The sequence below is a fragment of the Saccharicrinis sp. 156 genome (assembly GCF_050589685.1).
Lineage (GTDB): Bacteria > Bacteroidota > Bacteroidia > Bacteroidales > Marinilabiliaceae > Saccharicrinis.
Map to the genome: position 1 here is coordinate 74140 of NZ_JBNGOS010000027.1, position 25729 is coordinate 99868.

Here is a 25729-nt window from a genome sequence, read left to right on the forward strand (position 1 = left end):
GTACCCCATTTTCAGTATCATTATCAACCTATCATTTATATTATTTCATCAGATATTTGATGTATGGAAAAATTCTACAGTATGAAAAAAAATGTGCTACTATCTCTTTGTTTTTTGTTTTGTATCAATTCTTGGAGTAACGAAACCGTTTTTGAAAGCGGTTTTGAAAATGAAATTATAACAGATTGGAGCTCTACCTTAGGAACAAGGTTGACAACGTTTGAACGAAGTGAACAGGCAACCCGCTCGGGCTCTTACGGTTATCAAATGACGTTTAATACGTCAACTCAGAAAGGAAACCTAACCACAACTAAAAGTATTAACTGGGAGGAAGGGATTACTTACAAACTTTCGTTTTGGTATAAGGCAATATCACCTAGCGATAATAACGAAACCAATATAAAACTGTTCGATCATGCCGATAATAAGCTGGCGCAAATCAATATTAATTCCTGGACTAGTAGCGATTGGGCTCAATATGTTACCGAATTCACCCCTGATGGCAATTACAATAATGGTTATGTATTATTTAGTTTCAGATCGAACAGTGCCGGGAACGCGCAATATTTCCTGGACGACTTTAAGATAGAACAGGTTATTGATGAACCAAGTTTTTTCAATGATTTAAAAACTAAAATGGTAGAATCAGACCCAAGTATTCAATGGACCCAGTTTGGTCCGGGCATGAGCGGGAACTGTAAATCGGCATTTTGGCATCCCACCGACCCTAATGTATTGTTTATTGGCCCCAATATGGGCAACTCCTATGGAACCTGGGACAAAGGCTTTACTTACGAATCCATTCTTAACGAAGATGAGACAGATTTCAGACGTGGATATCGAGGGCCAATTGAGCTAACGAGCCTGGATTTTTCGCGTCAGGACGCCGATTTTGGAATGTGCACCGACGAAAGAAACCAAGGTATCTATTACACGGAAAACAGGGGCCACAAATGGACAAGGCTAGCAGTAACAACCTTTGATGGTAAATATGTAGATGCTGTTGCCGTTGATCCAAAGGATGATAATATCTGGTATGCAGGAGGAGGGCGCCTTAGAAATCTGGGTAGTAACCTTTATCCGTACTCTCAACCTAAAGGAATATTAGCCGATCCTGCCAGTCTCAATAAAATTTGGAAAAGTACAGATAAGGGGCAATCCTGGACCTTAAAAATTAATGGACTGGAACCTGAAACCGGGATAGAAACTTTGTTGGTTGACCCAGTAAACTCTGATATAGTTTATGCCTCAACCAGCACAGGGTTTTACAAGAGTATGGACGGAGGAAACTTATGGGTTAAAAAGGATTCAGGCATGGATTACGATATGCTCCGCGCCATGGATTATCATTATAACCCGAAAGATGATATCCTGACTATGATTGTCATCAGCAACCCAATGTGGAAATCAGATGGAAATACCATTACCGACGACAAAGGAGGTTTGTTTAAAAGTACAGACCGAGGTGAGAGCTGGCAAAAGATTGCTGGAAACCTGGCTTTGGATATGCGTCAATTTCAAGGTAATTCGGATATTAAAAAGAGTTTTTTCCATTGTGCAGCTTATGTTTTTGATATGAGCGATGAGGAATTTGAAGCAGCCTACCCCAATTTGCCATCTGCAATAACAATTCGTTACAATACGATTGAGATTGACCCGAATGATGTAAATAATATTTACCTCAATAATGAATATTCAAACGCTTCACGCAATAACTTTAAACCAGGTCAGGTTTGGCGTAGTACCGATGGAGGGCAAAATTGGCATGTATGTTTAAGAAACGGGAAGGCCTGGAAAGCAGGTTCAGATGATTATAGTTATTGGACCAGCCGCACTAACCCAATGGAAACCAATATCTCGCTCAAATATAAAAAGGAATGGATAAACCGCGATTTTTATGAGCGAAAAGGATGTAACTTCGTAAAGTTCAATGCGGATGGTTCTGTTCTTCATACCCAAATGGCTAAGATATCATTAATGTCTTACGACAAAGGCGAAAGTTGGGTTGATATTGATGATGAATATACAGCTAAAGGAGAGGAGCGGTATGTTGGTGCAGGAAACAGTAATGTTCCGGGGCATGGATTCTCTCAACATCCACTTATGGCCAACAAGGTTTTCTGCTTTGCCGGAGAAAATAGTTTGTGGACAACTAACAATGAAGGCGATAAGGTACGTTCGGGAGCACAGGCGGCTACATTCAACAAGCTACTGCCTGAAGAAAACTCTTTAAGCTGGTATGCTGTTCACCCGCACGATACCACCATGCATTATGCTTTATTTTTCCGACAAGCTAAAAAGGGTAAGTTGATGCGATCGACAGATAGCGGAGAAACATGGAGTGAACATGGCGAGGCGGTTCCATATTGGGATATCAACAGTCATTCAGGTGATCAGTCCGTACATCAAATTCACTTAACATTCGATCCGGTTAATCCTGACAACATGTACTTTGTGGTACCTAAAAAAGCCAGAAGTCTGGAATTTGTTGGAGATTCGGAAATACATTGGGGCGTGCATAAATCGAGCGATGGCGGTGCCACCTGGACGGAGACCAATGTTGGATTGCCTGAATCGCTGGATGCTACCATGATTGCGATAGATCCCAACGAGCACAATACCTTATACGTTACTATACAAAACTACAATGGAGGACTTTTTAAATCGACAGACAAAGGTGAAAACTGGGCTGAAGTAGAATCAACCAAGAATATTTCGGGAGACCAAGGAATTAACGATATTCATTTTTCGGAGGATGGAAAGGTATATATTACGGCAGGAAGCAAAAACGGAAACGCCAATGACGGAGGAGTATGGGTAAGTGATGATCATATGGAAACCTGGGCAAAGATATTTGACTATCCGTGGACAAACCGAATTGAAACCGCCATGTATGATCCTAAAACCATTTTGTTATCTACTTTAGCCAATACCAAAATTGAAGGCCGAAATGCAGGAACCTTCCTATCAAAAGATGGTGGCGAGAACTGGATTAAAATCAACAAAGGAAACGGACAGTCTGATAGAATTAATGATATAGCTATCGACAATTATGTACCAGGTAAGTATTACGCGTCTACGTATGGAAGTGGATGGTACACAGCTATCGATCCTAACCCAAATGAAGCTGTTTCTCCTACCCGGGTTAGTACGTATCAATCTTCACTTTCCATTCTTGAAGGTGAAATAAAAAGTCTGTCATTTACCGTATCTCCATCTGAGGCTTATATTAAAAATGGCATTTGGAGTTCTAGTGACGAGCGTATAGCAACCGTTAACGCTATTGGTGAGGTAACAGGCGTTAAACAAGGAACCGTGACTATAAGTGTTCGGTTAGTCAATACAAATATTAGCTCCGATGTATCGGTTACCGTAGAACCTAAAAACGTTTCGGTAGGCATCGTGGGGTACGAAGAATTGCATGTATTTCCAAATCCGGCCAAAACCCATATTACCATAAAGTCAGCAACAACTAATACTTCAGAAGCCGTGGTTGATGTTTTTAGTGTTTCGGGCAAGAAGGTATTGTCGAAAGTAATTGAAGAACAGATGAATAATCAGATATCAATAGCGCAACTGACAAAAGGTTATTATTTTTTGGTCATCACGACCAAAGAAAAATCTATGCTTACCAATTTTATTAAAATTTAATACCCCTTTCTATGATTAAATATATCTCATTCATATTTATCAGTTTATCATTGTTAGGATGTTCGGCAAAAAGCAGACCTAAGCAACCCAATATCCTTTTTATTATGTCCGATGATCATGCCGCACATGCCATTGGAGCATATCAGGGTTTATACAGTAGTCTTAATCCCACACCAAATATTGATCAACTAGCATCTGATGGGATGCGGTTTGAAAACGTTTTTTGTAATAATTCGATATGCACCCCGAGCAGGGCTTCAATTATAACCGGGCAATACCCACAAACCAATGGGGTATTGGATTTAGATGCAGCCTTGGATACGGCCAAACAATTTTTACCCAAAGAGCTCAAAAAGTTGGGGTATTCAACCGCTATTATTGGCAAATGGCATTTGAAAAATGAACCGGCAAACTTTGATTATTACAAGGTGTTACCCGGCCAAGGGAAATATTTCAATCCCGTATTTAAAGAAAAGGGCAGGGGAGAGTGGCCTAATAACCTGAGTAATTCCAGAGGGCATTCTACGGATGTAATTACAAATTCCACTATTGATTATTTAAAAGGATTGGATAAATCAAAGCCTTTTTTCCTGATGCATCACTATAAAGCACCACATGGGAAGTTCGAGTTTGCAACACGTTATGCCGATTATTTAGAAAATATAAAAATTCCAGAACCCTCTAACCTATACAACCAACCTTATTTTGGCTCAGAGGCCATCAAAGGCTCAAACAACAACCTGACTAATATAATAGGTTCTTCTGTTTCGTCGAGACATTCGCGAGCCAACTATGTCAACACATATGTTAAGGACTCTACATTGCGAGGGAAAGATGCGACCTCTGCTGCATACCAAACTTATTTAAAGCACTATTTACGTTGTGTAAAAGGTATTGACGATAACTTAGGAAGACTTTTTGACTATCTTAAAGCAGAAGGGCTTTGGAATAATACCATCATAGTTTATACTGCTGATCAGGGATTTATGTTGGGCGCCCACGACTTTATAGATAAACGTTGGATGTACGATGAATCGATGCGTATGCCTCTTATAGTCCGCTATCCTAAAATGATGGATGAGGAAGCAGTTTCTGATCTACTGGTAAACAATACAGATTTTGCTCCTACACTAATTGAATTGGCAGGAGGGCAGACCCCTGACTATATGCAAGGTAAGAGTTTTGTGAATACCTTGCAAGGCAGGAAAGAGCATGATTGGCGACAGGCTACTTATTACCGCTATTGGATGCATATGATACATCATTATGTGCCTGCGCATTTGGGTATCAGAACAAAAGAGTATAAGCTTATTTTTTATTACAGTCATCATTATCTGCCAAAGGAAGAATTTGGAAAATTTTACTGGAATAAAAGCTATGGCGATTTATTAGAAAAGGAATGGCCTGTAGCCTGGGAATTTTACGATTTAAAGAAAGATCCCCGGGAAATGTACAATAAATATAATGATTCGGCTTATGCAGATGTAATCACATCCTTGAAAGAAGAACTAAAAAAACAAAGGATTGTACTGAACGAGACAGATCATGGTTTTCCGCTGCTGGAAAAAATCTTGGAAACTAATTGGGATCGATGAAAAGTCATCTTATACCACTTAAATAATAAATTGAGCTTTATTATTAATTGGTTTGGGTTTAGCGAAATAAGCGTTTAGCCAAGTATTAAAAAATCCCCATATTTGTCTCAAGACGACGGGCTTTTCATTTTTGCTTACAGCTGCAAAATCGAAAACAAAGAAGCCACCGCTGACTTGGAAAAGCTAAAAATAAGTGCTTTTCTTTCTTATCGCTTTTGCTTGAAGGCGGATTGATTACCCATACAGAATGCTTATTAGTTTAAAACTCTTGCTATTTGAATCAATACGATAGACTAAACAATACTTAGTCGGTCAGTAATGTTTGAAAATATACACTTAGATATTTAGCCCGAAGCTGGTTCCGGAGTTCATTTGATTAATACAGGATATGTTAAGTTAAAGAAAATAAAAGCTAACGGAGACCTTGACCAATTAATTGAAAAAAAGAATTAAACTGTTTGTCAGTATGTCATAGAATTCAAATTAAGGAATACGGTCATGGCATAGCCAATAAATAAGATTAAAGCTTATATGCCCTGCCACAAAAGGTAGGATTAAATTTGTTATTATATTAATCGTGTTGAAAATTATATCCTACACCCCTGCCTTTTAAGGTGGAGATATACCTGCCTGTTCTTCTGCTTTACCATTGACTTTAGCCCATAGTTTGAGGGCTATGGACAGCCGGTTGGAAAAACGGCGCTAATGAAACAACCGAAGTCGTAAACTTAACTTGACACCAAAGCGAATAGTAATTCAATTTTACCCCAATATTTAACCATACCTTGCTCTATACCCTATTAAGTTTTACTTAAACACCCTTAAACGAGCATTATTTTTCACCCGCCAAATATTAGCTTTGTTTAATTTTATAATGAAAAAAACACAAGCGATGCAATCTTACAAATTAACATATCCGTTACTGTTTTTTACAGTTTTTTGTACAAGCAATTGCCTTTCTCAAATTGTTGACAAAGTTTCGCTAACATTTAATGTCACTTTAAAAGATGCGCACAAGGGAAGTCTGCACATAGACACCATGTTGCTCAATAGCTATGCCTCTGTTCCACCAAATATTAAACAATTTTACCTTGACGCTAGACGCATTTTTCAGAACAACATGGTTGATTTTACCAATAAGCAAATTGTTGAGGCTGCAGTAAACAATGGCGTGAGCTTAATGGGTGGGCCGATGCTGGGAGATTTAAAATCCGATGGAGTTAGTATATGGATTCGTCCTTCAAGTGACAATATGCTGCTGATTAAGGTAGTTAAAACAGGTTGTAAAAAGGAAAAAACGTTTGTATTGAATCCCGTTGTTGCAGGAAAGGAGCAACGTGTTGTAATTGACGGGTTAACGCCCAATATAGACTATGATTATCATGTTTTATCTAATAACACAATTATTGCAACAGGAGCTTTTAAAACGGCACCGAAGAGCAACAATAAAGGGCAGGTGAGGTTGGTTTTTGGCTCTTGTTTTCATAAGATTGGGCTTCATAACCCCAACCTTATCAACACCGTTTTAAAAAGAGAACCTCATGCCATGATGTTATTGGGAGATATCGCAGTAGATGACAGGAACAAAAATTTTGGCATGCACCGTTCCGATTATCAGCTAAGGGATATATCACGACCCTGGCAAAAACTCGCAGCAAATACGCCCTTATATACCAGTTGGGATGACCACGATTATAGGAATAATGACCTTAGTGGCGTTTCCGGAAAGTTTACAGCCAAAGACAGGGAAGAGATACGTAAAATATGGCGTCATAATTGGAACAACCCTCCAAGAAATGCAGAAGGAGTTTATTTCAAAACTCGAATAGGTCAGGTTGAATTAATAATGCTCGACACCAGGTCGTGCCGTAAGGTCCAGGAAAGGGATAAGTATGCTTCATATTTGGGAGAAGAGCAGCTTGAATGGTTAAAAAAAGCTTTAAAAAACTCTGATGCACCTTTCAAAATAATCTCAAGCGGTACCATGTGGAGCGATGATATATCAAACGGTAAAGACTCTTGGGGAACCTGGGATAAGCAGGCAAGGGAGGAGGTATTTAGCCTGATAGAAAAAGAAAACATTCCCGGGGTACTACTGATTAGTGGTGACCGACATGGTGCACGAGGTTTTACCATTCCCAGAGAATCTGGATTTAAGTTGTATGAATTTGAAGCTGCTTCATTAGGTGGTGTTCCCGGCCCCGATGCGATGGCAAAAGATCCAACAAATCAATTGTTTGGTTATAAAGGACTAGGGTTAAAAGCTTTTGGTGAGTTCACTTTTAACACGCAAAAAAGAGAACCTCAAGTTACTTTCAGATTAATTGATGAATTTGGGAATATCATGGAAGAGCATAAATTATCCTATAAAATGTTGACACCGCAATAAACAATAAGAACAACCATATTAAAATAATCATGAAAAAGAATCTATTATTACCGCTTGTTTTTGTAATACTATTTGGATGCACATCCAAGCCTAAAGAAGAAAAAACACAGGCACAAGAAAAATACAAGACTAATTGGTCTTCTTTACAAAAACATGAAACACCACAATGGTTGCTGGATGCCAAGTTTGGTATTTACTGTCATTGGGGAGTGCAATCGGTAAAATTGGAGTTAGGCAAAAACAATATGCCCGATTCTGAAGCTATCGCGCATTGGAAAGGTGAAAAATTCAACGCGACCGAATGGGTAGATCTATTTCAAAAGGCTGGCGCCCAATTTGCCGGTCCGGTAGCCTGGCACGTAAACGGCTGCTTAAACTGGAACAGCCAGATTACAGACTGGAACTCTGCCCAAAAAGGGCCAAAAATTGACATCTATGGAGAGTTGGCCAAAGAAATCGGCAAAACTGACATGAAACTGATGGCGTCGTTCCATAGTTCAACATTGTGGGGGCCAATGAGCAAAGCAGACAATAGTTATTTAAGCCCAGAAGGTGATTATGCCCGAAATGGAAATACACCGAAAGTGCATGGTCCTGAAGGGAGGTATACGAATGAATACTTACAAGGCTGGCTAGATCGTATGAAAGAAGGTTATGAACTATATCAACCCGATATGGTTTGGGTTGATGTAGGTTTTGGGGGAACTGTTGGTCCTGAATTACGAAAGCAATTGGTAGGCGGTAAAATAACAGATGTAAAGTCGAAACATGAGTTTGCCATTGATGGCATTCGCGAAGATATTCAAAAGGAATACATCAGCAGTTATTTTAATGCAGCTATGGACTGGGGTAAAGAAGTAGAGCTAATTTACAAAAGTTTCGATATACCTCCAGGTGTGGCTATGCGCGATATTGAAAACGGTAACCTGGATGGCTTGCAGTTTGATCCTTGGATGGCCGACATTAACTTGCAGCAGCACATAACTTGGCCAACGGTTTGGTTTTATAATCCTAAAAATGTGATTAAAGATGCCAATATCATTGTAGATATGCTGGCAGATATCACTTCAAAAAATGGTAGAATCCTTTTGAATGTTCCTCCCATGGCCGATGGTTCGTTTGCCGAAAATGTAAAGCAGGAGTTATACAAAATTGGTGACTGGCTTCAATTAAACGGTGAAGCAATATACGGCACTACACCTTGGACCATATACGGAGAAGGCCCCGCCTATATTAAAAACCCCGGGCATCACGGACAAGGAAAAAACAAAGGAACAGAGATTCCTCAATATACTTCAAAAGATATTCGCTATACGCAAAAAGATGGAAACATATTTGCCATTGTATTGGACTGGCCTGAAGAGAAGCTTGATTTCAAGGCGTTGGGTTACAACGGAAAATTATATCCAAACGAAATTAAAAGCATCAGCTTAATAGGGAGTAATACAAAATTGAAATGGACTCAAAATGCCAAAAGTTTAAGCGTTCAGTTTCCGAAAGAAAAACCATGTGATTTTGCCTATGTACTTAAAATTGAAAGAAACAAGCTATAAAAAATGAAAAATATATTTCCAATAATTTTAGTTGTAGTTTTGTTAAGTTGCAATTCAGCAACCAAAGAAAAATCGCACTCTGAAACAAAACACGAACAGTATGAAGCAAGCTGGTCATCTTTACGAAAACATACTACTCCTGAATGGTTGGATGGAATGAAATTCGGTATTTATTGTCATTGGGGACCGCAAACAGTTCAGAGGCTTTATGAGAAAGATGAAATAACAAAACTGGAAGCCATTGAAAAATGGAAAGGAGAAAAATTTAATGCTAAAGAATGGGTTGACCTGTTTCAGGAAGCTGGTGCTCAATTTGGAGGACCCGTTGCCTGGCATGGAAGCGGATTATTGAATTGGGATAGTGATTTAACAGATTGGAATTCGGTTAACCATGGGCCTAAAATTGATATCTATGGAGAATTGGCCAAAGAGCTTCGTAAAAGAAATATGCCCATTGTATCTTCCTTTCATACAGGTGATTTTTGGAGTAGGATGTGGGGAACTTTATCGTTAAAGGATAGTACATATTTGGATCCACGTCAAGATAATTCAAAATACGCGACCATGAATGATGGCAGAGTGGGCGAAGTAATTTTTGATGCCTGGTATGACCGAATCACCGAAGCTGTTGATAAATACCAACCGGATATGATCTGGTTCGATACCGGATTTGGAGGAACTGTAGGTGCCGAACTTAAAGGTTATGCGGATAGAGGCAGGTTATTGCCTAACGAAACTTATAATATTGGCGGTACGCCGGAAAGATATCAGCAAAAACTGATTGCCCATTATTTTAATAAGGGACTGGAATGGAATAAAGAGGTAGAATTTATCTATAAATCACATGATGTTCCTGTTGGAATAGGTATGCGGGATATTGAGGACGGAAATCTGATCGGCCTTCAATATGACCCTTGGATGGCTGATGTCAACATGCAACGCCACTTCGAATGGAAATCTACCTGGTTTTATAACCCGGTAAACAAACCTAAAGATGCGGGAACTTTGGTAGACATGCTGGTGGATATGACCAGTAAAAACGGCCGTATGTTGTTAAACGTTCCTCCGAAGGCTGATGGAACTTTTGCTCCTGAAATTACGAAAGAGCTGTATGCAATGGGTTCTTGGTTAAAAATTAATGGTGAGGCTATTTATAGCACCATACCTTGGGTTTTCTTTGGTGAAGGTCCAACAGAGGTTACTAATCCGGGACACCATGGGCAAGGAAAAGATAAAGGTAACCTAATCCCGAAGTATACTGCCAAAGACATCCGCTTTACACAAAATGGCAAAAACTTGTATGCAATTGTATTGGATTGGCCAGGCGAAGAATTGATTATTCGTACACTTGGTTCTATGGGGAAACTGTTTCCTGGTGATATTAAGTCTGTATGCATATTGGGATCTAAAGAAGATCTAAAGTGGGAGCAAACCATAGATGGCCTTAAAGTAACAATGCCTAAGGAAAAGCCCTGCGACTTTGCTTATGTCGTTAAAATAGAAAGGAATTAGCAATTTATTTTTAGCGATGACTTAATAAATGAATTCTTTTCCAAAGTTTAAACTCTGGAAAAGGTATTACTAGAAATTAAAATTTATTTGTTTGTAAAAATGGCAAAGCATATATATAATCAGGGCTGTTGTCTGTCCTTCCCCTCCCGATTTAGCAAGATTGTGTACTCAATTATTTGCTTCGGCTATGTCGGTTTCATTCACATAATTCTGCATAAAACTCAAAAATTATATTGATATTAGTTCTCTATTTATCTTACCATTATCAAACAATGAAAAACCAACATCTTATTTTATTAGCATTGTCCATTACAGTATTATCCTGTAAAGCGCAAAAAACTGCTATCACCGAACAACATTGGGGCAATATTGATTCCGAAAAAATTACGCTTTACACCTTAACTAATTCCAAAGGAATGGTGGTTAAAATAACCAACCTTGGAGGAATTATCACTTCAGTTGTTGTTCCAGATAAAAATGGTAATATGGACGATGTGGTATTGGGTTTCGATAACTTACAACAATATACCGAACCGCATCCTTGTTTTGGTGCAGTAATAGGTCGCGTAGCTAACAGGATTAGAAATGCAGAGTTTGCGATTGATTCTGTCACCTATCATCTGGATGCAAATAACAACAAACATTGCTCACATGGGGCTAATGAATTTGATAAAACAGTTTGGGAAAGTGAAATAATAGAAAACGAACTGGGTAAAGGAATAAAAATGCACTATTTCTCACCTGATGGCACCAAAGGATTTCCTGGTAACGTTGATGCGTATGTGACCTATAACTTGACTGATGATGATGCTATCCATGTTAAATTTGAAGCCGTGACGGATAAAGCTACCCATATTAACATGACCCTACATAGTTATTTTAATTTGACCGGATGCAAAGAACCCATCTATAAACATATCATTACATTAGATGCAGATAATTATACTGAGATTGATGCAGATATTGTGCCGACCGGCAGTATCTCAACGGTAAAAGGTACGGACTGGGACTTAACTTCTCCAACCCCTATTGGTGAGAATATCCATAAGTTGAACCATGGAGGTTATCATTTCAATTATTGCTTTAATAAACCAATTGGCGAATTTAAAAAGGTAATAGATGTATATGAACCGGCTTCAGGCAGAACTTTGGAAGTTAGTACCACCCAACCTGGAGTTCAGTTTTATTCAGGAAACGCAATAAGTGACCAACTTATTGGAAAAGGAACTCAATATGGTAAACATATGGCATTTTGCCTGGAAACTCAACATTATCCGAATACACCTAATTGTCCTAATTTCCCCCCAACTTTAATCAGGCCTGGAGAGAAATACGAAGAAGTGGTGATTTATGATTTTGGCGTGAAATAAAACTACAGGATTAGATAACAAAATTTAAGTTTTCGAGGTGAATTTATTTTCTACATTTGCGCTAATAATATTGGTTCTTATGGAAAACTGGATTAAGCATGCACGGCTAAATTTCGACATTTACTATTCTTCTTTTAACATACTTAGTGAAGATCAGAAACGAAATTTTAAAATTAAACATGAACACTCTTATCGGGTTTCCGAAATTTGTGGGCAATTGGCAGACAAGTTAAAACTTGATCCCAATTCGAGGAACCTCGCTGTTACCATAGGTTTGTTTCACGACATTGGTCGGTTCAAACAATTGGTTGAATTCAATACCTTTAACGATGCTGTTTCTGTCGACCATGCAAAATATTCAGTTGAGGTTTTACAAGAAGATAAATTTCTTGAAGGATTTGAAGAGGCTGAAAAACTGTTGGTTGCAATTCGTCACCATAACAAACTAAAGCTACCCGAAGATCTTTCTGGAGAAAACCTTTTTTTCGCCCAGCTTATCCGCGATGCCGATAAGTTGGATATTCTTAAAGTAATAACAGATTATTACACAACTTGCGAAAATGAGCGAAACCATACGCTTACCTGGGAAATGCCTGAAGGAGAAAATGTTTCTGATCGGGTTTTGGATCAAATTTTGGCAAAAGAACAGATTGCCCGGGAGAACCTTAGAAATCAGGTAGACATTAAGGTCATGCAGCTATCGTGGGTGTTTGACTTCAATTTTAAGCCTTCTCTGCAGATTCTGCAGGAAAAAGGATACCTGGAAATGATTTATAACACCATGCCGCAAAACGAGACTACTTCGCAGATTTATATGAAGGTACGGGACTATTTGAAAAATCCTTTTCCCGAATTGATGCAAACACATTTTGGTCTTCAATAACCTTGCACCGATTTGTTGGTACCCCCGTTGCACAGGATACCTCAATATTGCCGTGTGAGGTATTGCATCAATAGTTTATTGTCACCGCTAGCATCATAATAACGCCAGCTATGACCGCCATGCTGATAAAAAGTGGGAAAATATATTTGAACCCGCCATATGCATTAGAAAATCTATTACACATTGAAATTGTTTCAAAACAAGACACTCCGCTGCTTCACTTCAACTCACCATAACGATGCTCCCTAAAGTAATCGGGACAAGTTATGCCTCGTTTCAGTAAAGCCTGGTTTTATTGCACTTTCAATGTTCACGACGAAGTTCTAATGCATATTGCGGGTTGAACCTATTTTCAAACGATACCTGAACTATACCAACGATCGCCATAAGTACCCCTTTTCGCAGGTATCATCATGTTTGAAAATTCGTAGCCTGTATTAAATGCCAAAACAGCTGTTTGTCGTGTAATTTCCAATACATCGGCCAGAGGAACCATTACTGGCATTGAAACCATTTTCTGACCCGAGGCTGAAGGGATAAAGAAATTTAACCTATCATTTAACCGCTAAATAACCTAAAATAAGCATTATTTATTTATCTTTTGATAATGATTAAGTATGTTTGGCTGGATCAAAAAAATTATAAATCAAGTTATCATGTGGCTACATTTACATTTCAGCAGTCCCAATTTAAAGCAACTTTATTTCACTCTATTTGCTGTTTTATTTACTGCTTCATCAATAGAAGGCCAAATTGTGCTTTTAGGTGATAACGCCCCTCACAGCAATGTTAACGATGGCGACTTTGAGTTGGTACGAGGCTATTGGCGTCAATCCAAACAATCGCCATTCTGGAAAACGTATAATATTGAAGGACTTGGCGAGTACAAAATGGGGATTCATTATGGAACCATGTATAGTAGCAATGATTTGGGTGTTGCTGAATCGAGGTTGTTAAATACCAACCCGGATTATCAAAAAACCAGGGGAGGTGATATTATGAACTGGAGCTTTGGTGCTGATTTGGAATATATCAGCAGTGGAAGTATTTCATTAGCCCTTGTATTTGGGGAGCACGAGCGAATTGTTGCAAACAAAGTGAAATTGAAGGGTTCCGATAAAATAGTAGAACATTTTAGCGGAACATATACATTAAACGATGACGACGCTAAAGCGGGTTTTCCTTTTGTTCGGGCAACGTTTTATTCGGAAGATGAGATTAAAGTATTCTTGCACTATGTAAATGTAAGTGTGGTGGATAAGGGTTTTATCGGGCCGGAACTATCAGCCGGAGTTGTTCCCGAAGGAATTAAGTTAAGCTGGAAGGATGACTGGGCAGATGAGAATGCTACCTTCTATGTATATCGTCAATTTAGCGATAAAGAAGTTTACAAAAAGCTTGGTGAAACATCGGGTAAATCCTTTCTGGATACAACATTAATCAACGGGGTAAATTATACCTATGTGGTAACCCGTTTCAGCTCAAGGGAATCTGGCGCATCCAACAAGGTTCTTATTGCGAAAAAAGATCATGTAGCTCCTGCTGCCCCCACAAATTTGAAAGCTGAAACATTTGACTCTGAAATAAAAATATCATGGACTAAAAGTAAAGATAAAGATGTGGCGAATTACTCGGTATATAGGGGCAATGCTGACGGAAACAATCTACAGGAAATCGCACATAATATAGTTAAAAATAACTATCTGGATTTTACACCTACCAAAGATATTCGGAATACCTATGTGGTTTATGCCCATGATCACAGCGGAAATATGAGTGAACCTTCAAAGGTTTTACAAGCAAAAGTTAAAATGGTTAAAGGGGCATCATTTAGCGATTTGATTCTTCCTATGCCAATTCATACAGAGCTGACTTCAAATTCTTGGGGTGCCGATGGCGTGTTACCTCGGGATATACATAACGGTATAGAAGAACCAGAATGGAGTTATTGGGGAGGACGTCCGGTAAAAGATAAGGATGGTAAATACCATATGAATGTTACACGCTGGCCTGCCAATGCTACAAAAGGGCATTGGGAATGGCCTCGCTCCACCGTAGCATATGCTGTAGCAGATGAACCAACGGGGCCGTATAAAGTAAAAAAAGATATTGCATATGATCATGCTGATGGATTAGGTCATAATCCTGATATTGTCCTATTAAACGACGGCACCTACATGATGTATTCTTTGATTAACTGGGAGCCCACTTTATTTACTTCTAAATCGATGGCTGGTTTATGGAAGAGGTTAGGCGTGATGACAGTTGATAAAAATACGGAACTAGAGAAACCGGAACGTTTTTATCGCTTTGAAAGAAACCTATCCGGGGTTCATTTGCACGACGGTCGTTTTTTGTTTGTCACCAAAGGAGGAGCTATGATGATGAGTGAAGGAAAAGATCCTTTAGGACCGTATAAAGTATTGACAAAACCATTGCAGGGCAACTCGATTATACCTGAAAAGTATAGAAACTCCAACTTTGAAGATCCCGTGCTATGGAAAGATGAAGTTCAATATCATATGATGATTAATGCTTTTATCGAATACCGGGCAATTTATCTTCGCTCCCCTGATGGCATTAACTGGAAATTTAGCCCTGGTACAGCCTATACCCCTAACAATACTTCATACACAGACGGAACGCAAACCCATTGGTATAAACTCGAACGCCCGCATTTATTAACAGATGAGTATGGCAGGGCAACACATTTATCTTTAGCTGTTATCGATGTACCCAAACAAGATGATTTGGCCAGAGACAAGCATAGTTCTAAAAACATCATTATGCCATTAGTGGTGCATAAGCGGATTAAAATGCTGAATAAGAATAAGGTTAATGGTGATACGAAAAAGATTAAAATTCTAATCCTTTCAGAGAAAGGTTTTAATGCCCAAAAAGATATAGAAATTGAAAGTCTTCGTTTGGGAGCATGCGAACAGGTGGACTATGGAAGAGGTTGCCAAGTTAACAAAACCAGAAAAAAAGGTAATGATCTAATTATTGAGTTTGATGGAAAGGGAAATGGAATAACTGATAAAAACTTTACTTGTAAATTATTGGGAAAGACAAAAACTGATGAATTGATTATTGGCTATTCAAAACTGACAAGACAGTAAGTAATACGATTTCTTGCATCAAATACTATTAGCTCAGGCATTTATGTTGGAGGGTCTTCATTTTTGGCTTTAGATATGATTGCCCTAAATGGGCATGAAATGTTATATTTTTAGTCTTAACTGTTACCTATTTCGATAATAATTTAACTAACCATAAGATAAGGTATAGACCTAAACCTGTACCAAAGGCTAAAACTAAAACAACAAAAGCAATTCGTATGGTGGTTACGTTCCAACCTAACTTGTCGCTCAGCCATTGTGATACTCCTAAAATCATAATCTTCTTTTTAAATTAATATTAGTTCATTTGCATTTATAATGCACCAATGTTGGCATGCACTCTTTTATACCAAGCTTTTTTTAAAAATTAATTCCATTTGAAAGAAATGGATTAAAAGTAAAAAATAATTCCGATTTATTGTATGAAATTCTAATAGAAATCTAATTAGCCCGCGGCTATAGCGACGTGACAAATGAAGAAAGTTAGAATGACTTAGCTCAACCAGGACAAGCCAAAACCAAAAAAAGTTTTTAGTTTGGGTAAGTTGTTTGCGTGCCTTATCCAATATTCTGCCATTTTTTGCCAGGATATTCGGGAAAAGGGATTAACGATCTATTAAGATTTAAAAGCCTGTCAAAAGTCATCTGTTATTTTCATCCTTTTATTCACCCTTTTCCGGTATTTGAATGTCTTAATAAGTGAGACCGTGAAATAGGTTTCAAGTATAGATATAATAATGAATTTATGATTTAGCATGGAAAGAACAGACTTACGATATTCGGCTTACCTTAACATTTTGCGCGAAGAATTAATGCCTGCCATGGGCTGTACCGAACCTATTGCTATCGCATATGCGGCAGCAGCAGCTAAAAAAATATTAGGAGAAACACCACAACGCGTGGAGATAGAGGCAAGTGATAACATTATAAAAAACGTAAAGAGCGTTGTTGTTCCCAATACCGGTAATTTAAAAGGTATTGAAGCTGCTGCCATTGCCGGAATAATTGCAGGTGATGCCAATAAGGCATTGGAGGTAATTTCTAAGGTTAGCGATAACCAAAGAAAGGCCATTAAAGAATTTCTGGATTCTAAAGAAGTAACGGTAAAAGCATCTAAAAGCGGGCTAATTTTCGATATAGTTGTTAAAGCGTTCTCCGAAGATTCATGCGCTGCCGTTCAAATTTCACATTATCATACCAATATTGTTCGTATCACTAAAAACGATGAAACGGTTCATAACACACTCCCTTGTGACGATGTAAGTCCGTCACATAAAACAGACCGCTCTATCATGAACGTAGAGGACATTTTAGATTTTGCCGAATCTGTTGATATAGCGGAAGTAAAAGATGTTTTGCAGCGCCAGATAGAGTATAATATGGCCATAGCAAACGAAGGTATTATAGGTAAATGGGGAGCTAATGTGGGTTCTGTATTGCTTGACACTTGGGGAAGTGATGATATTAAAGTACGTGCCAAAGCATTGGCGGCGGCCGGATCCGATGCCAGGATGAGTGGCTGTGAACTGCCTGTGGTCATTGTTTCCGGAAGTGGCAATCAGGGATTGGCTACTTCGGTGCCCGTTATTGAGTATGCTAAGGAACTTAAAGTTGAACAGGAAACTTTATACCGTGCTTTGGTAGTATCCAATCTGGTAACTATCCACCAGAAAACAGGCATTGGTCGTTTGTCGGCTTATTGCGGTGCTGTTTCGGCAGGAGTAGGAGCGGGGGCAGGAATAACATGGATTTGCGGTGGCGGATTTAAAGAGGTGGCGCATACCATAGTTAACGCTCTGGCCATTGTTTCGGGGATTGTATGTGATGGCGCCAAGCCTTCTTGTGCAGGAAAAATTGCCTCAGCCGTGGAAGCAGGGATATTGGGTTACCATATGTATAAAAACGGTCAGCAATTTTATGGTGGCGACGGTATTATTCAAAAGGGCGTAGAAAACACGATTAAAAATATTGGCCGACTAGGTAGTGTAGGCATGAAAGAAACAGATAAGGAGATTATTAAGATGATGTTGGGGAAGTAAATGGTCCCCTTCTTTATTCCAATCATCTTTCTCTTTTAATATTTATTTGAACAGATAAAATATAATCTTAAAATTATCGAAGAGTTATCTTTTTGTTGATAAATAGTTTGCTTTATACTAAACAATCCAACTCGACTGCAACTAAACACCAACCAAATATGGGGTAAAATTTGGTTTAAAACTCATATATACCTCCTTTTAGAACAAATTATTCCTTTAACATTAGTTAAGAAACTTACAACTTTGTAAAGAATTAAAATAGAAAGTTGACTTAAAAGGAGATTGTAATGAAAATATCTTTACTATTTATTGGAGTGTTATTAGCACTATCGTTGGGACTAAAAGCCCAAAATTATGATGGAGGAAGCGGGACATCGGATGACCCATATCAAATTGCAACGGCGGATCAGCTGGTAACATTAGCCAATACACCTGCGCATTGGAGTGGTAAAAGCTTTATCCTTACCGAAAATATCGATATGAATGGTAAAAGTTTTACCCCAATTGGTTCAATGGCTTCTATCTTTACAGGTAATTTTAATGGTAATGCTAAAACCATCTCAAACCTAACCGTAACGCCCGTTCCCGTTTTCAGCGAACCTGATGGATATGATGTGGTTAGAAATGGAACAGGACTTTTTGGCGCATTCAATGGTACACTGGAGAAACTAGGGCTTATCAATCCCTCCATTACAGTAACAGCATGGACGAATAGTTCTAAAGTAGGTGCGCTTGTAGGACAATTAGATGGGGGTATCGTTTCAAAATGTTACAGTTTAGGAGGTAATATAAATTGTAACGGTGGTTGGACCGGCGGATTAATCGGTGTTTTATGGGAAGGCGGCACTAACACAGTAGAAGACTGTTACAGTACCTCTACTGTTTCTGCGAGTTGGAGAAGCGCTGGTGTAGTCGGTTGCACAAGGGGGGAGCATAAAATAAATCGCATTGCTTTTTATGGCTCAACCAATACCGATTATGCTACCGTATCTGTTCATCCAGAGAAAGGTGGCATATCACCTACTAATTCGGTATATTCTTCTACTTCAGGAGGCACAGAAACAGATGCGACATCTCTGGATGCAGCTGCCTTGTTGGTGCAAAGCAATTACCCCACTTTTGATTTCGACCTGGTGTGGGAAATGAACACTGCAAATGGTTATGCGGTGCTCAAAAATACTTTCCCTGAACCTGAACTAACCTTTTGGGAGAAACTGCAAAAAGAAAGAGTTGAATCAAGCGATTTAGTGGAGTGGAAACAGTTTGGCCCGGGTATGTCTGGTTATAATGAAGAATTTTGGTGCCACCCAACAGAAGCTGAGGTGATGTTTATGGGACCTGATATGCACGTTGCCTATGGTAGCTGGGACAATGGGGAAACATGGCAAACCTTAAAAGACTCTGATGGTGACGGTTTGGACCTGGAACGGGTTAACGACCTTACCTTTTCAAAATCAAATCCTGATTTTGGGGTAGCCATCGAAAGACGAGGGAAGGTGTTTATTACCAATGATATGGGAAGAAACTGGAAACAGATTTATTACATTCCGCACGCCGCTGAAAGCCCATGGTACAATGCACACTCCAGGGTTGTTATTGACCCGAACGATGACAATACCTGGTATATTGGTGCTGGAGGGTTTTGGGATGTGAAAGGAAATTGGAGGTCAGCAGCTAATCCACAGGGAACACACCGGCCTATCTCTGCTTATGGTTATATTCTTAAAACCACAGATGGAGGGTCCACATTCAAAAAAATAGCTACCGGGATTGATGATATGTTAGATGTGGGAAGAATCAGGGTTCACCCTGAAAATTCGAACAGGATATTGATTGCAACCGGACAGGGAATGTTTTTAAGTACCGATGGCGGAACCACCTGGAATCCCAGCAACACAGGTTTACCCAATAATCTCCCAAAAGATTTAGATGAATATTACGACCCTTCAACCGGAGAATATATTCTTTACACAGTTGAACAATCTGTGTATACCCAAAGTGGCAATACCATAGCCACAAAAGGAGGTGTATTTAAAAGTACCGATGGCGGTGAAAACTGGACAAACATTACCGGAGACTTAGGCCTGGACTTCAACCAAATTACAAACGGTACGTTTAGAGACAATTACAACAAGCTTATTGCTTACTGGTTAGGTGTAGATAAAAGTATTATAGCTGCCAAAGATTTCCCAACAAACACCTTACAGGTTTTTCGCCGTTTGGTGGTAAACCCTAAAAACAAAAACGAAATTTACCTTTTTGCCAACCAAAGGCATGATAAATCATTTGGCCCCGGTGATATTTGGAAAAGCGCTGACGGAGGACAAAGCTGGAAAATAGTAACTAAACATGGCACCTATTGGCATGCCGGTTCTGATGCGGGATATTGGTCCGGTAAAGGAATGACAACTACACCTAATGTGGATTTTGCACACTTACAAGCTTCACTGGATGAATCGCTCGAATCATCATCGGCTTGCAGACACCTTGCCATTAATGTTAATGGTGATGTGTTTATTGGCATCAATCAGCAAACACAGCGTTCAATTGATGGCGGAGATAGCTGGCAGCAAATAGACGATATTGAAACTTCACCCGGAAGTGGTGCGTGGATTGGTCGGGGCGACAGTAACCTACCGGGACGATTTATTCTGTCAAAAACCGGTATTCCTGATCGTATGTTGCTTTGCAGTGGCGAGCACGGCCTTTGGCAAACTGCCGACATTGAAGATTATGCAGATAAAGATGCGGTGGCTGTTACTCAAATAGAAGGACAAGTTCATGATATCAACGGAAACCACGGAGCACACTCAGTTTCCACAGTTGCAGTACACCCTAACGACCCGAATACTATTTTTATATTGGCCTGGCGCCAGGAACACAGAGGATGGTTAAGAAAAAGTACGGATGGGGGCAAAACATGGCACAATGTAGTTCAGATATTTGATACTGATAATGGTTCGTGGGAAGCCACAGCCAGTCAGTATTGTCTGAAAATTGATCCGGTAAATCCTGAAAATATGTACTTCACGGCCATATATAAACCAATATCCTGTGGTACAAACTCAGGTCCCGGCGAAGATCTTACTATGGGTGAATATGGCGTTTATAGATCAACAGATGGCGGTAACACATGGACAGCAAGTAACGATTGGATACCTGCGGGAGGCAGTGTAAATAGGATTATTTTACACCCGGATAACCCTGAGACTCTTTTTGCTGCCTTAAACCAATGGAGCAACAACGACCCTTATGGTTTGTATAAATCAACCGACAAAGCTGTAAACTGGAGTAAAATGACTATTCCTTCTCCAATCAGATCCGTAAACAACATCTACATCGATCCAAACACAAAATATATGTATATCTCATGCGGAGCCAGGACTGGAGATTTTGGTGCAGGAGGAGTTTATAGAAGTAAAGACGAGGGAGAAACCTGGGAACTTTTCTTTGAGGCACCTTATGTTTGGCATGTGGAAACCTCTCCTGTAAATTCGGATATTATATTGGTAAATGCAGCCGGTCAGGTAGGAGGCACTTTTAAAAATCCGGGTTTTTACCTCTCGCAAGATGATGGTGAAACATGGGTAAGAATTAACAAAGGCCTTGGCCAACCCGATAAAATGGTGGACATTGAATTTGACCCTTATAATGAAAATATTATTTACAGCGCCGCATGGGGATCGGGCTGGTACAAGGGAATTATTAAAACAGATGAGGTGAAAGCTGTTTGTGCTGATGCTACCGTAAACATGGGTGAAGAAATTACATTATATGCCCATGGTTCAATCGGTTCACAACTGGAGTATGATTGGACAGTTCCTTCCGAGGTGACCGATGCTGAAATCAATAAATACAAAGTCACCTTTACAGCACCTAATGTTCAGAACGATTCCGTAATGACTTTTACATTAAACGTAGGTAACGGCTTGGGTAGCGATGAGATTGCAGTACAAGTAACCGTCAAAAAGATCGATACGGCTGTAAAATATCCAAGGCGGGATGGTTTGGTAATATATCCTAATCCGGCAGAATCAGTTTTATTTGTTAAAGGCATTAATGAAGAAGCCAATTATTCCCTTGTTACTTCGGCTGGAGATCCTATGTTGACAACCAATGATACTAGAATTGATCTCTCTTCATTAGTAGATGGCTGTTACTTATTGCGAATCGAAACAGAAGACTTAACAACATATCATAAATTCATTAAAAAGTAGATTTCCCAGTTGATACGGTTCTGGTTTATTATCAATCAGAACCGTTTTTTAGTATAACTTGTTACCGTTATACCCCAATTATAAATTCTTCTTCACTTCATTTTATAGTAAGTTTATGAGATAATGTAAAATAAGCTTGGTTGCAATTAACAACATCTCGTTATTTTTTAGTAAATATTTGACTGTGTGTTGTTTGAGAAATTAGCTGTAATATTGTTGGCTTTAATTATGACAGTATTCCTTAGCCTGACGGCTATATTCTGCCCTGTCCGTTCCTACAGACGGGTAACAGGCAGGTAAAACTCAAATTCGACTAAAATGAAATGAAAAAATCATTTCTTACTAATTGCCGTTTATCTTCCGCTGGCTGGTTCAGTAAATGGTAAAAAGAAACCGGATGGTCAGAAAGGTTGCCATGTACAAATGCTAATTTAGGTTCCGGGTATTAATTTAGACAAGAAAGGAGACCCGGATTCTTGGTAAATTTATTGAATAATTTTTTGCCGTAGCAGAGGTTATAGGTTATTCTTTTTTTATAAGTTACGTGATAAATGACATTAGCTTATATCTCTGGTTAACAACTAAATATAAAGGTTAGGTTATCATCATTAATAATTTACAATATATAATGGCTCTTCCCCTGGCTTTGGGCCGGGGGAAGTACTCCTCGGTAAGCGGAGGGATGGGGACTTTTAAAGATACAGAAACATACTGAAACCCTTTCCCTACGGATATAGATGCAGGTTTTCCCCTTTTCTCAAGAAAAAGGGAATAACTAGTTTGAAATGGAATTAAAACGCTTAAGGGAATTTGCTTTGGGCGAGTCGGGCGTAAAAAAAACAGCTTAAATAGCTTTAATTAACGGGTGTAAAAGTATTTGTGTAATATTATTTATTTATAAATCAGTTAGTTAATGTTAATTTTCAAATTAAAAAAATAGAATGATGAATTACTCACTTAAAAAAGGTTTAATTGGTCTTTTAATATTGTTCTGTGTTAAACTCACAGGTCAAGACAGACCAAATATTATCTTTCTGTTAACCGATGACCAAACAGCAATCGCTACCGGATGTTATGGAAACGACCAGGTCGTAACTCCCAATATGGACCAATTGGCAAAAGAAGGTGTTCGTTTTGCCAATTATTACAATACCACTTCCATATGTATGGCCAGCCGCGCCATTATTATGACAGGGATGTACGAGTATAAAACGGGTTGTAATTTTATGCACGGTCCTTTAAAAACTGAAAAGTTTCAAAAGTCCTATCCTGTCCTTTTAAAAGAAGCTGGTTACTTCACTGGATTTGCTGGTAAATTTGGATTCGCAGTTTCCGATGGTCAAAGTTGGGATGATAAAAACTGGGATGTACTTCCGATAGACGCTTTTGACAAATGGGGTGGCGGATTAGGTCAGACCAACTATAAAACTGAAAAAAACAAGTATATCGCTCAATATGCGGATAAGTATCCACATAGCAGCAGAGCGTATGGTGCCTGGGCACATGATTTTATCAAAGATGCTAAAGTTAGTGGTAAACCATTTTGTATGTCTATCAGTTTTAAAGCACCTCACCTTCCATTTACACCTGATGTATATTTTGATGCAGTTTATAAAGGCAAGACATATCAGAAACCTGATAATTATGGAGTAGAAGATGGCGAGCACCTTTCACCTCAGGCTAAAAGTGGACGTCAGTATAAGGAGTATGATTTTTGGAGAGAATCAGAAGAAAGTTATCAAAAGGCAATCCGCGGATACAATCAACTGATTCATGGAGTGGATTACGCTTTGGGTATGATTCGGAAGTCATTGGATGAATTAGGAGTAGCTGATAATACCATTATTATTTTTACCTCGGATAATGGTTATAGTTGTGGGGCTCATAGCCTGGCAGGTAAAGTATTACCATACGAAGAAGCTTCAAAATCACCTTTAATTATTTATGATCCTCGGGCACCAAAAGAACAAAAAGGTGTTGTCAGGGAACGAGTAGCGGGTAATATTGATATGGCGCCAACCATTTTAAGTTATGCAGGAGAAGCCATTCCGGATAATATGGATGGTGAAAATTTGATTCCTTTAATGAAAAAGAAAAACGGAATTAAAAGAAAAACAATCACCCTTTTAAATATGTGGGGCAATGATGAAATTCAGGAGATGGCTATTGTTTCTAAAGAATGGAAATACATTTACTGGCAGTATGCTGATGAAAGAATGAAACCTACCGAAGAACTTTTTAATGTTGGTAAAGATCGGTTAGAGATGAAAAATGTCATCAATAACCCAGAATATGCCGCTCAGCTCAAGAAAATGCGAAAAAGATATGATGCTGATCTTAAACTTTTAAAAAAGGAAGTGATCGACGAGCATGATTATAAAAAGTATTCCATACTCTTTGATAGAAGTGCAAATGCTGTAGATAAAAAGCCATACCTGACGGGTACTTACGATGAAATGAAGGAGGCCCGGAAAAAAGCAAAGTAAAAAGAAGTATGTATGACCAGTGTTTGTTTTTTTGTGAATATCAACACACAATTACTCAGCTCCTAAAGAAATAATATATAGAAAGATGAAGAAAACTAACTTACTGCTAACTTTATTTTTGGCCATAGCCAATGTATTTGCGCAAAAGCAGCCGAACGTAATTGTGGTGCTGGCCGATGACTTGGCCAGGGGTTACAATCCAGGCCCCACCCCTTCAGGAAATATGAATTTGGTGGTGGCTACAGCTTGTATTAAAATGAAAATGAACCTATGAAGAAGCCATCGATGCAGCTACAATTAATGAAGTCTATGCCATGGGTGTGGAGGATATAGTTGGCAGTATCGCCAAGGGCAAAAAAGCGAATCTGATTTTAACAAAGACTATAAATTCCTATGCTACCTTTGCTTATTCGTATAGCCCCTCCATATAAAAGGGTGTTTGTTGATGTATAGTGACAATACAAATTAAGAATTACGATTGAATAGATAGAAATTACTTCGTAACTCTCTTTTAGTTTAACTGTAAATATCTGCCAGAAGCCGGACAATTAGCGCATCAAAAATTAAACGCTCATTATTCAACATGGGAGATCCGATTGAACTGAGAGAAGGTTAAATTTAACACTGAGAAATACTGGGTATAGCAGAGACAATACATCTGTTTTATATCCTTATATTTAAGAATGGCAACTGATTTATTGTTGTAATGGTAAAGGGACAAATAATCATTAACCAAAGACTATATGTTGTTAGTCATATCTTAAAATGTGTAAACAGTTATTTTAACTTGGCTTTTTGCCGTAGGTGAAGCAGGAGCTATTCAAGGCTATTGATCTTTAACCCGCAATATGCATTAGAAATTCTATTACCCATTGAAATTACTTTAAAACAAGACACTTCGTTGCATCACTTCAA

15 protein-coding genes are annotated in these 25729 nt (G+C 38.8%); 13 read left to right on the forward strand and 2 right to left on the reverse strand.

Annotated features, from left to right (window positions below; genetic code table 11):
• Nucleotides 1-81 precede the first annotated feature (81 nt).
• The 7 genes from ACRD64_RS16840 (at nt 82) to ACRD64_RS16870 (ending at nt 12953) form a co-directional block, all read left to right on the forward strand.
• Nucleotides 82-3651: a VPS10 domain-containing protein gene (locus ACRD64_RS16840; RefSeq protein ID WP_430934622.1), complete on the forward strand. Its 3570-nt coding sequence runs from the start codon at nt 82-84 to the stop codon at nt 3649-3651.
• A gap of 11 nt (nt 3652-3662) precedes the next feature.
• Nucleotides 3663-5246: a sulfatase family protein gene (locus tag ACRD64_RS16845; protein WP_430934623.1), complete on the forward strand. Its 1584-nt coding sequence runs from the start codon at nt 3663-3665 to the stop codon at nt 5244-5246.
• An 892-nt stretch (nt 5247-6138) separates the two neighbouring features.
• The gene (locus tag ACRD64_RS16850; protein ID WP_430934624.1) at nt 6139-7635 is read left to right on the forward strand and encodes an alkaline phosphatase D family protein; all 1497 of its coding nucleotides are present in this window, start codon (nt 6139-6141) and stop codon (nt 7633-7635) included.
• A 29-nt stretch (nt 7636-7664) separates the two neighbouring features.
• Nucleotides 7665-9188, forward strand: a complete 1524-nt coding sequence (locus ACRD64_RS16855; RefSeq protein ID WP_430934625.1) for an alpha-L-fucosidase — start codon at nt 7665-7667, stop codon at nt 9186-9188.
• A 3-nt stretch (nt 9189-9191) separates the two neighbouring features.
• Entirely contained in the window at nt 9192-10700 is a 1509-nt protein-coding gene (locus ACRD64_RS16860; protein WP_430934626.1) for an alpha-L-fucosidase, read from the forward strand.
• 272 nt (nt 10701-10972) lie between these two features.
• Nucleotides 10973-12070, forward strand: a complete 1098-nt coding sequence (locus tag ACRD64_RS16865; RefSeq protein ID WP_430934627.1) for an aldose epimerase family protein — start codon at nt 10973-10975, stop codon at nt 12068-12070.
• A gap of 79 nt (nt 12071-12149) precedes the next feature.
• Nucleotides 12150-12953: an HD domain-containing protein gene (locus ACRD64_RS16870; protein ID WP_430934628.1), complete on the forward strand. Its 804-nt coding sequence runs from the start codon at nt 12150-12152 to the stop codon at nt 12951-12953.
• 352 nt (nt 12954-13305) lie between these two features.
• On the opposite strand, the gene ACRD64_RS16875 is transcribed toward ACRD64_RS16870, so the two are convergent.
• Nucleotides 13306-13491, reverse strand: coding sequence for a hypothetical protein (locus tag ACRD64_RS16875; RefSeq protein ID WP_430934636.1), 186 nt, complete (start codon nt 13489-13491; stop codon nt 13306-13308).
• 118 nt (nt 13492-13609) lie between these two features.
• On the opposite strand from ACRD64_RS16875, the gene ACRD64_RS16880 reads away from it, so the two are divergent.
• Nucleotides 13610-16072 (forward strand): hypothetical protein, encoded by a 2463-nt coding sequence (locus ACRD64_RS16880; protein ID WP_430934629.1) that lies wholly within the window; start codon nt 13610-13612, stop codon nt 16070-16072.
• Nucleotides 16073-16199: 127 nt separating this feature from the next.
• Here ACRD64_RS16880 and ACRD64_RS16885 read toward each other — a convergent pair whose 3' ends face one another.
• Nucleotides 16200-16349, reverse strand: a complete 150-nt coding sequence (locus ACRD64_RS16885; RefSeq protein WP_430934630.1) for a PspC domain-containing protein — start codon at nt 16347-16349, stop codon at nt 16200-16202.
• Nucleotides 16350-16827: 478 nt separating this feature from the next.
• Between ACRD64_RS16885 and ACRD64_RS16890 the strand changes: the two genes are divergently transcribed.
• The 5 genes from ACRD64_RS16890 to ACRD64_RS16910 all read left to right on the forward strand — a co-directional run bounded on the left by ACRD64_RS16890 (nt 16828) and on the right by ACRD64_RS16910 (nt 25245).
• A complete protein-coding gene (locus tag ACRD64_RS16890; RefSeq protein ID WP_430934631.1) occupies nt 16828-18111 on the forward strand; it encodes a serine dehydratase subunit alpha family protein in 1284 nt (427 codons plus the stop codon).
• A 287-nt stretch (nt 18112-18398) separates the two neighbouring features.
• Nucleotides 18399-22328, forward strand: coding sequence for a T9SS type A sorting domain-containing protein (locus tag ACRD64_RS16895; protein ID WP_430934632.1), 3930 nt, complete (start codon nt 18399-18401; stop codon nt 22326-22328).
• Between the two features lie 941 nt (nt 22329-23269).
• Nucleotides 23270-24814, forward strand: coding sequence for a sulfatase family protein (locus tag ACRD64_RS16900; protein ID WP_430934633.1), 1545 nt, complete (start codon nt 23270-23272; stop codon nt 24812-24814).
• Between the two features lie 85 nt (nt 24815-24899).
• Nucleotides 24900-25088: a hypothetical protein gene (locus tag ACRD64_RS16905; RefSeq protein ID WP_430934634.1), complete on the forward strand. Its 189-nt coding sequence runs from the start codon at nt 24900-24902 to the stop codon at nt 25086-25088.
• A 40-nt stretch (nt 25089-25128) separates the two neighbouring features.
• Nucleotides 25129-25245: a hypothetical protein gene (locus ACRD64_RS16910; protein WP_430934635.1), complete on the forward strand. Its 117-nt coding sequence runs from the start codon at nt 25129-25131 to the stop codon at nt 25243-25245.
• The last annotated feature ends 484 nt before the right edge of the window (nt 25246-25729 follow it).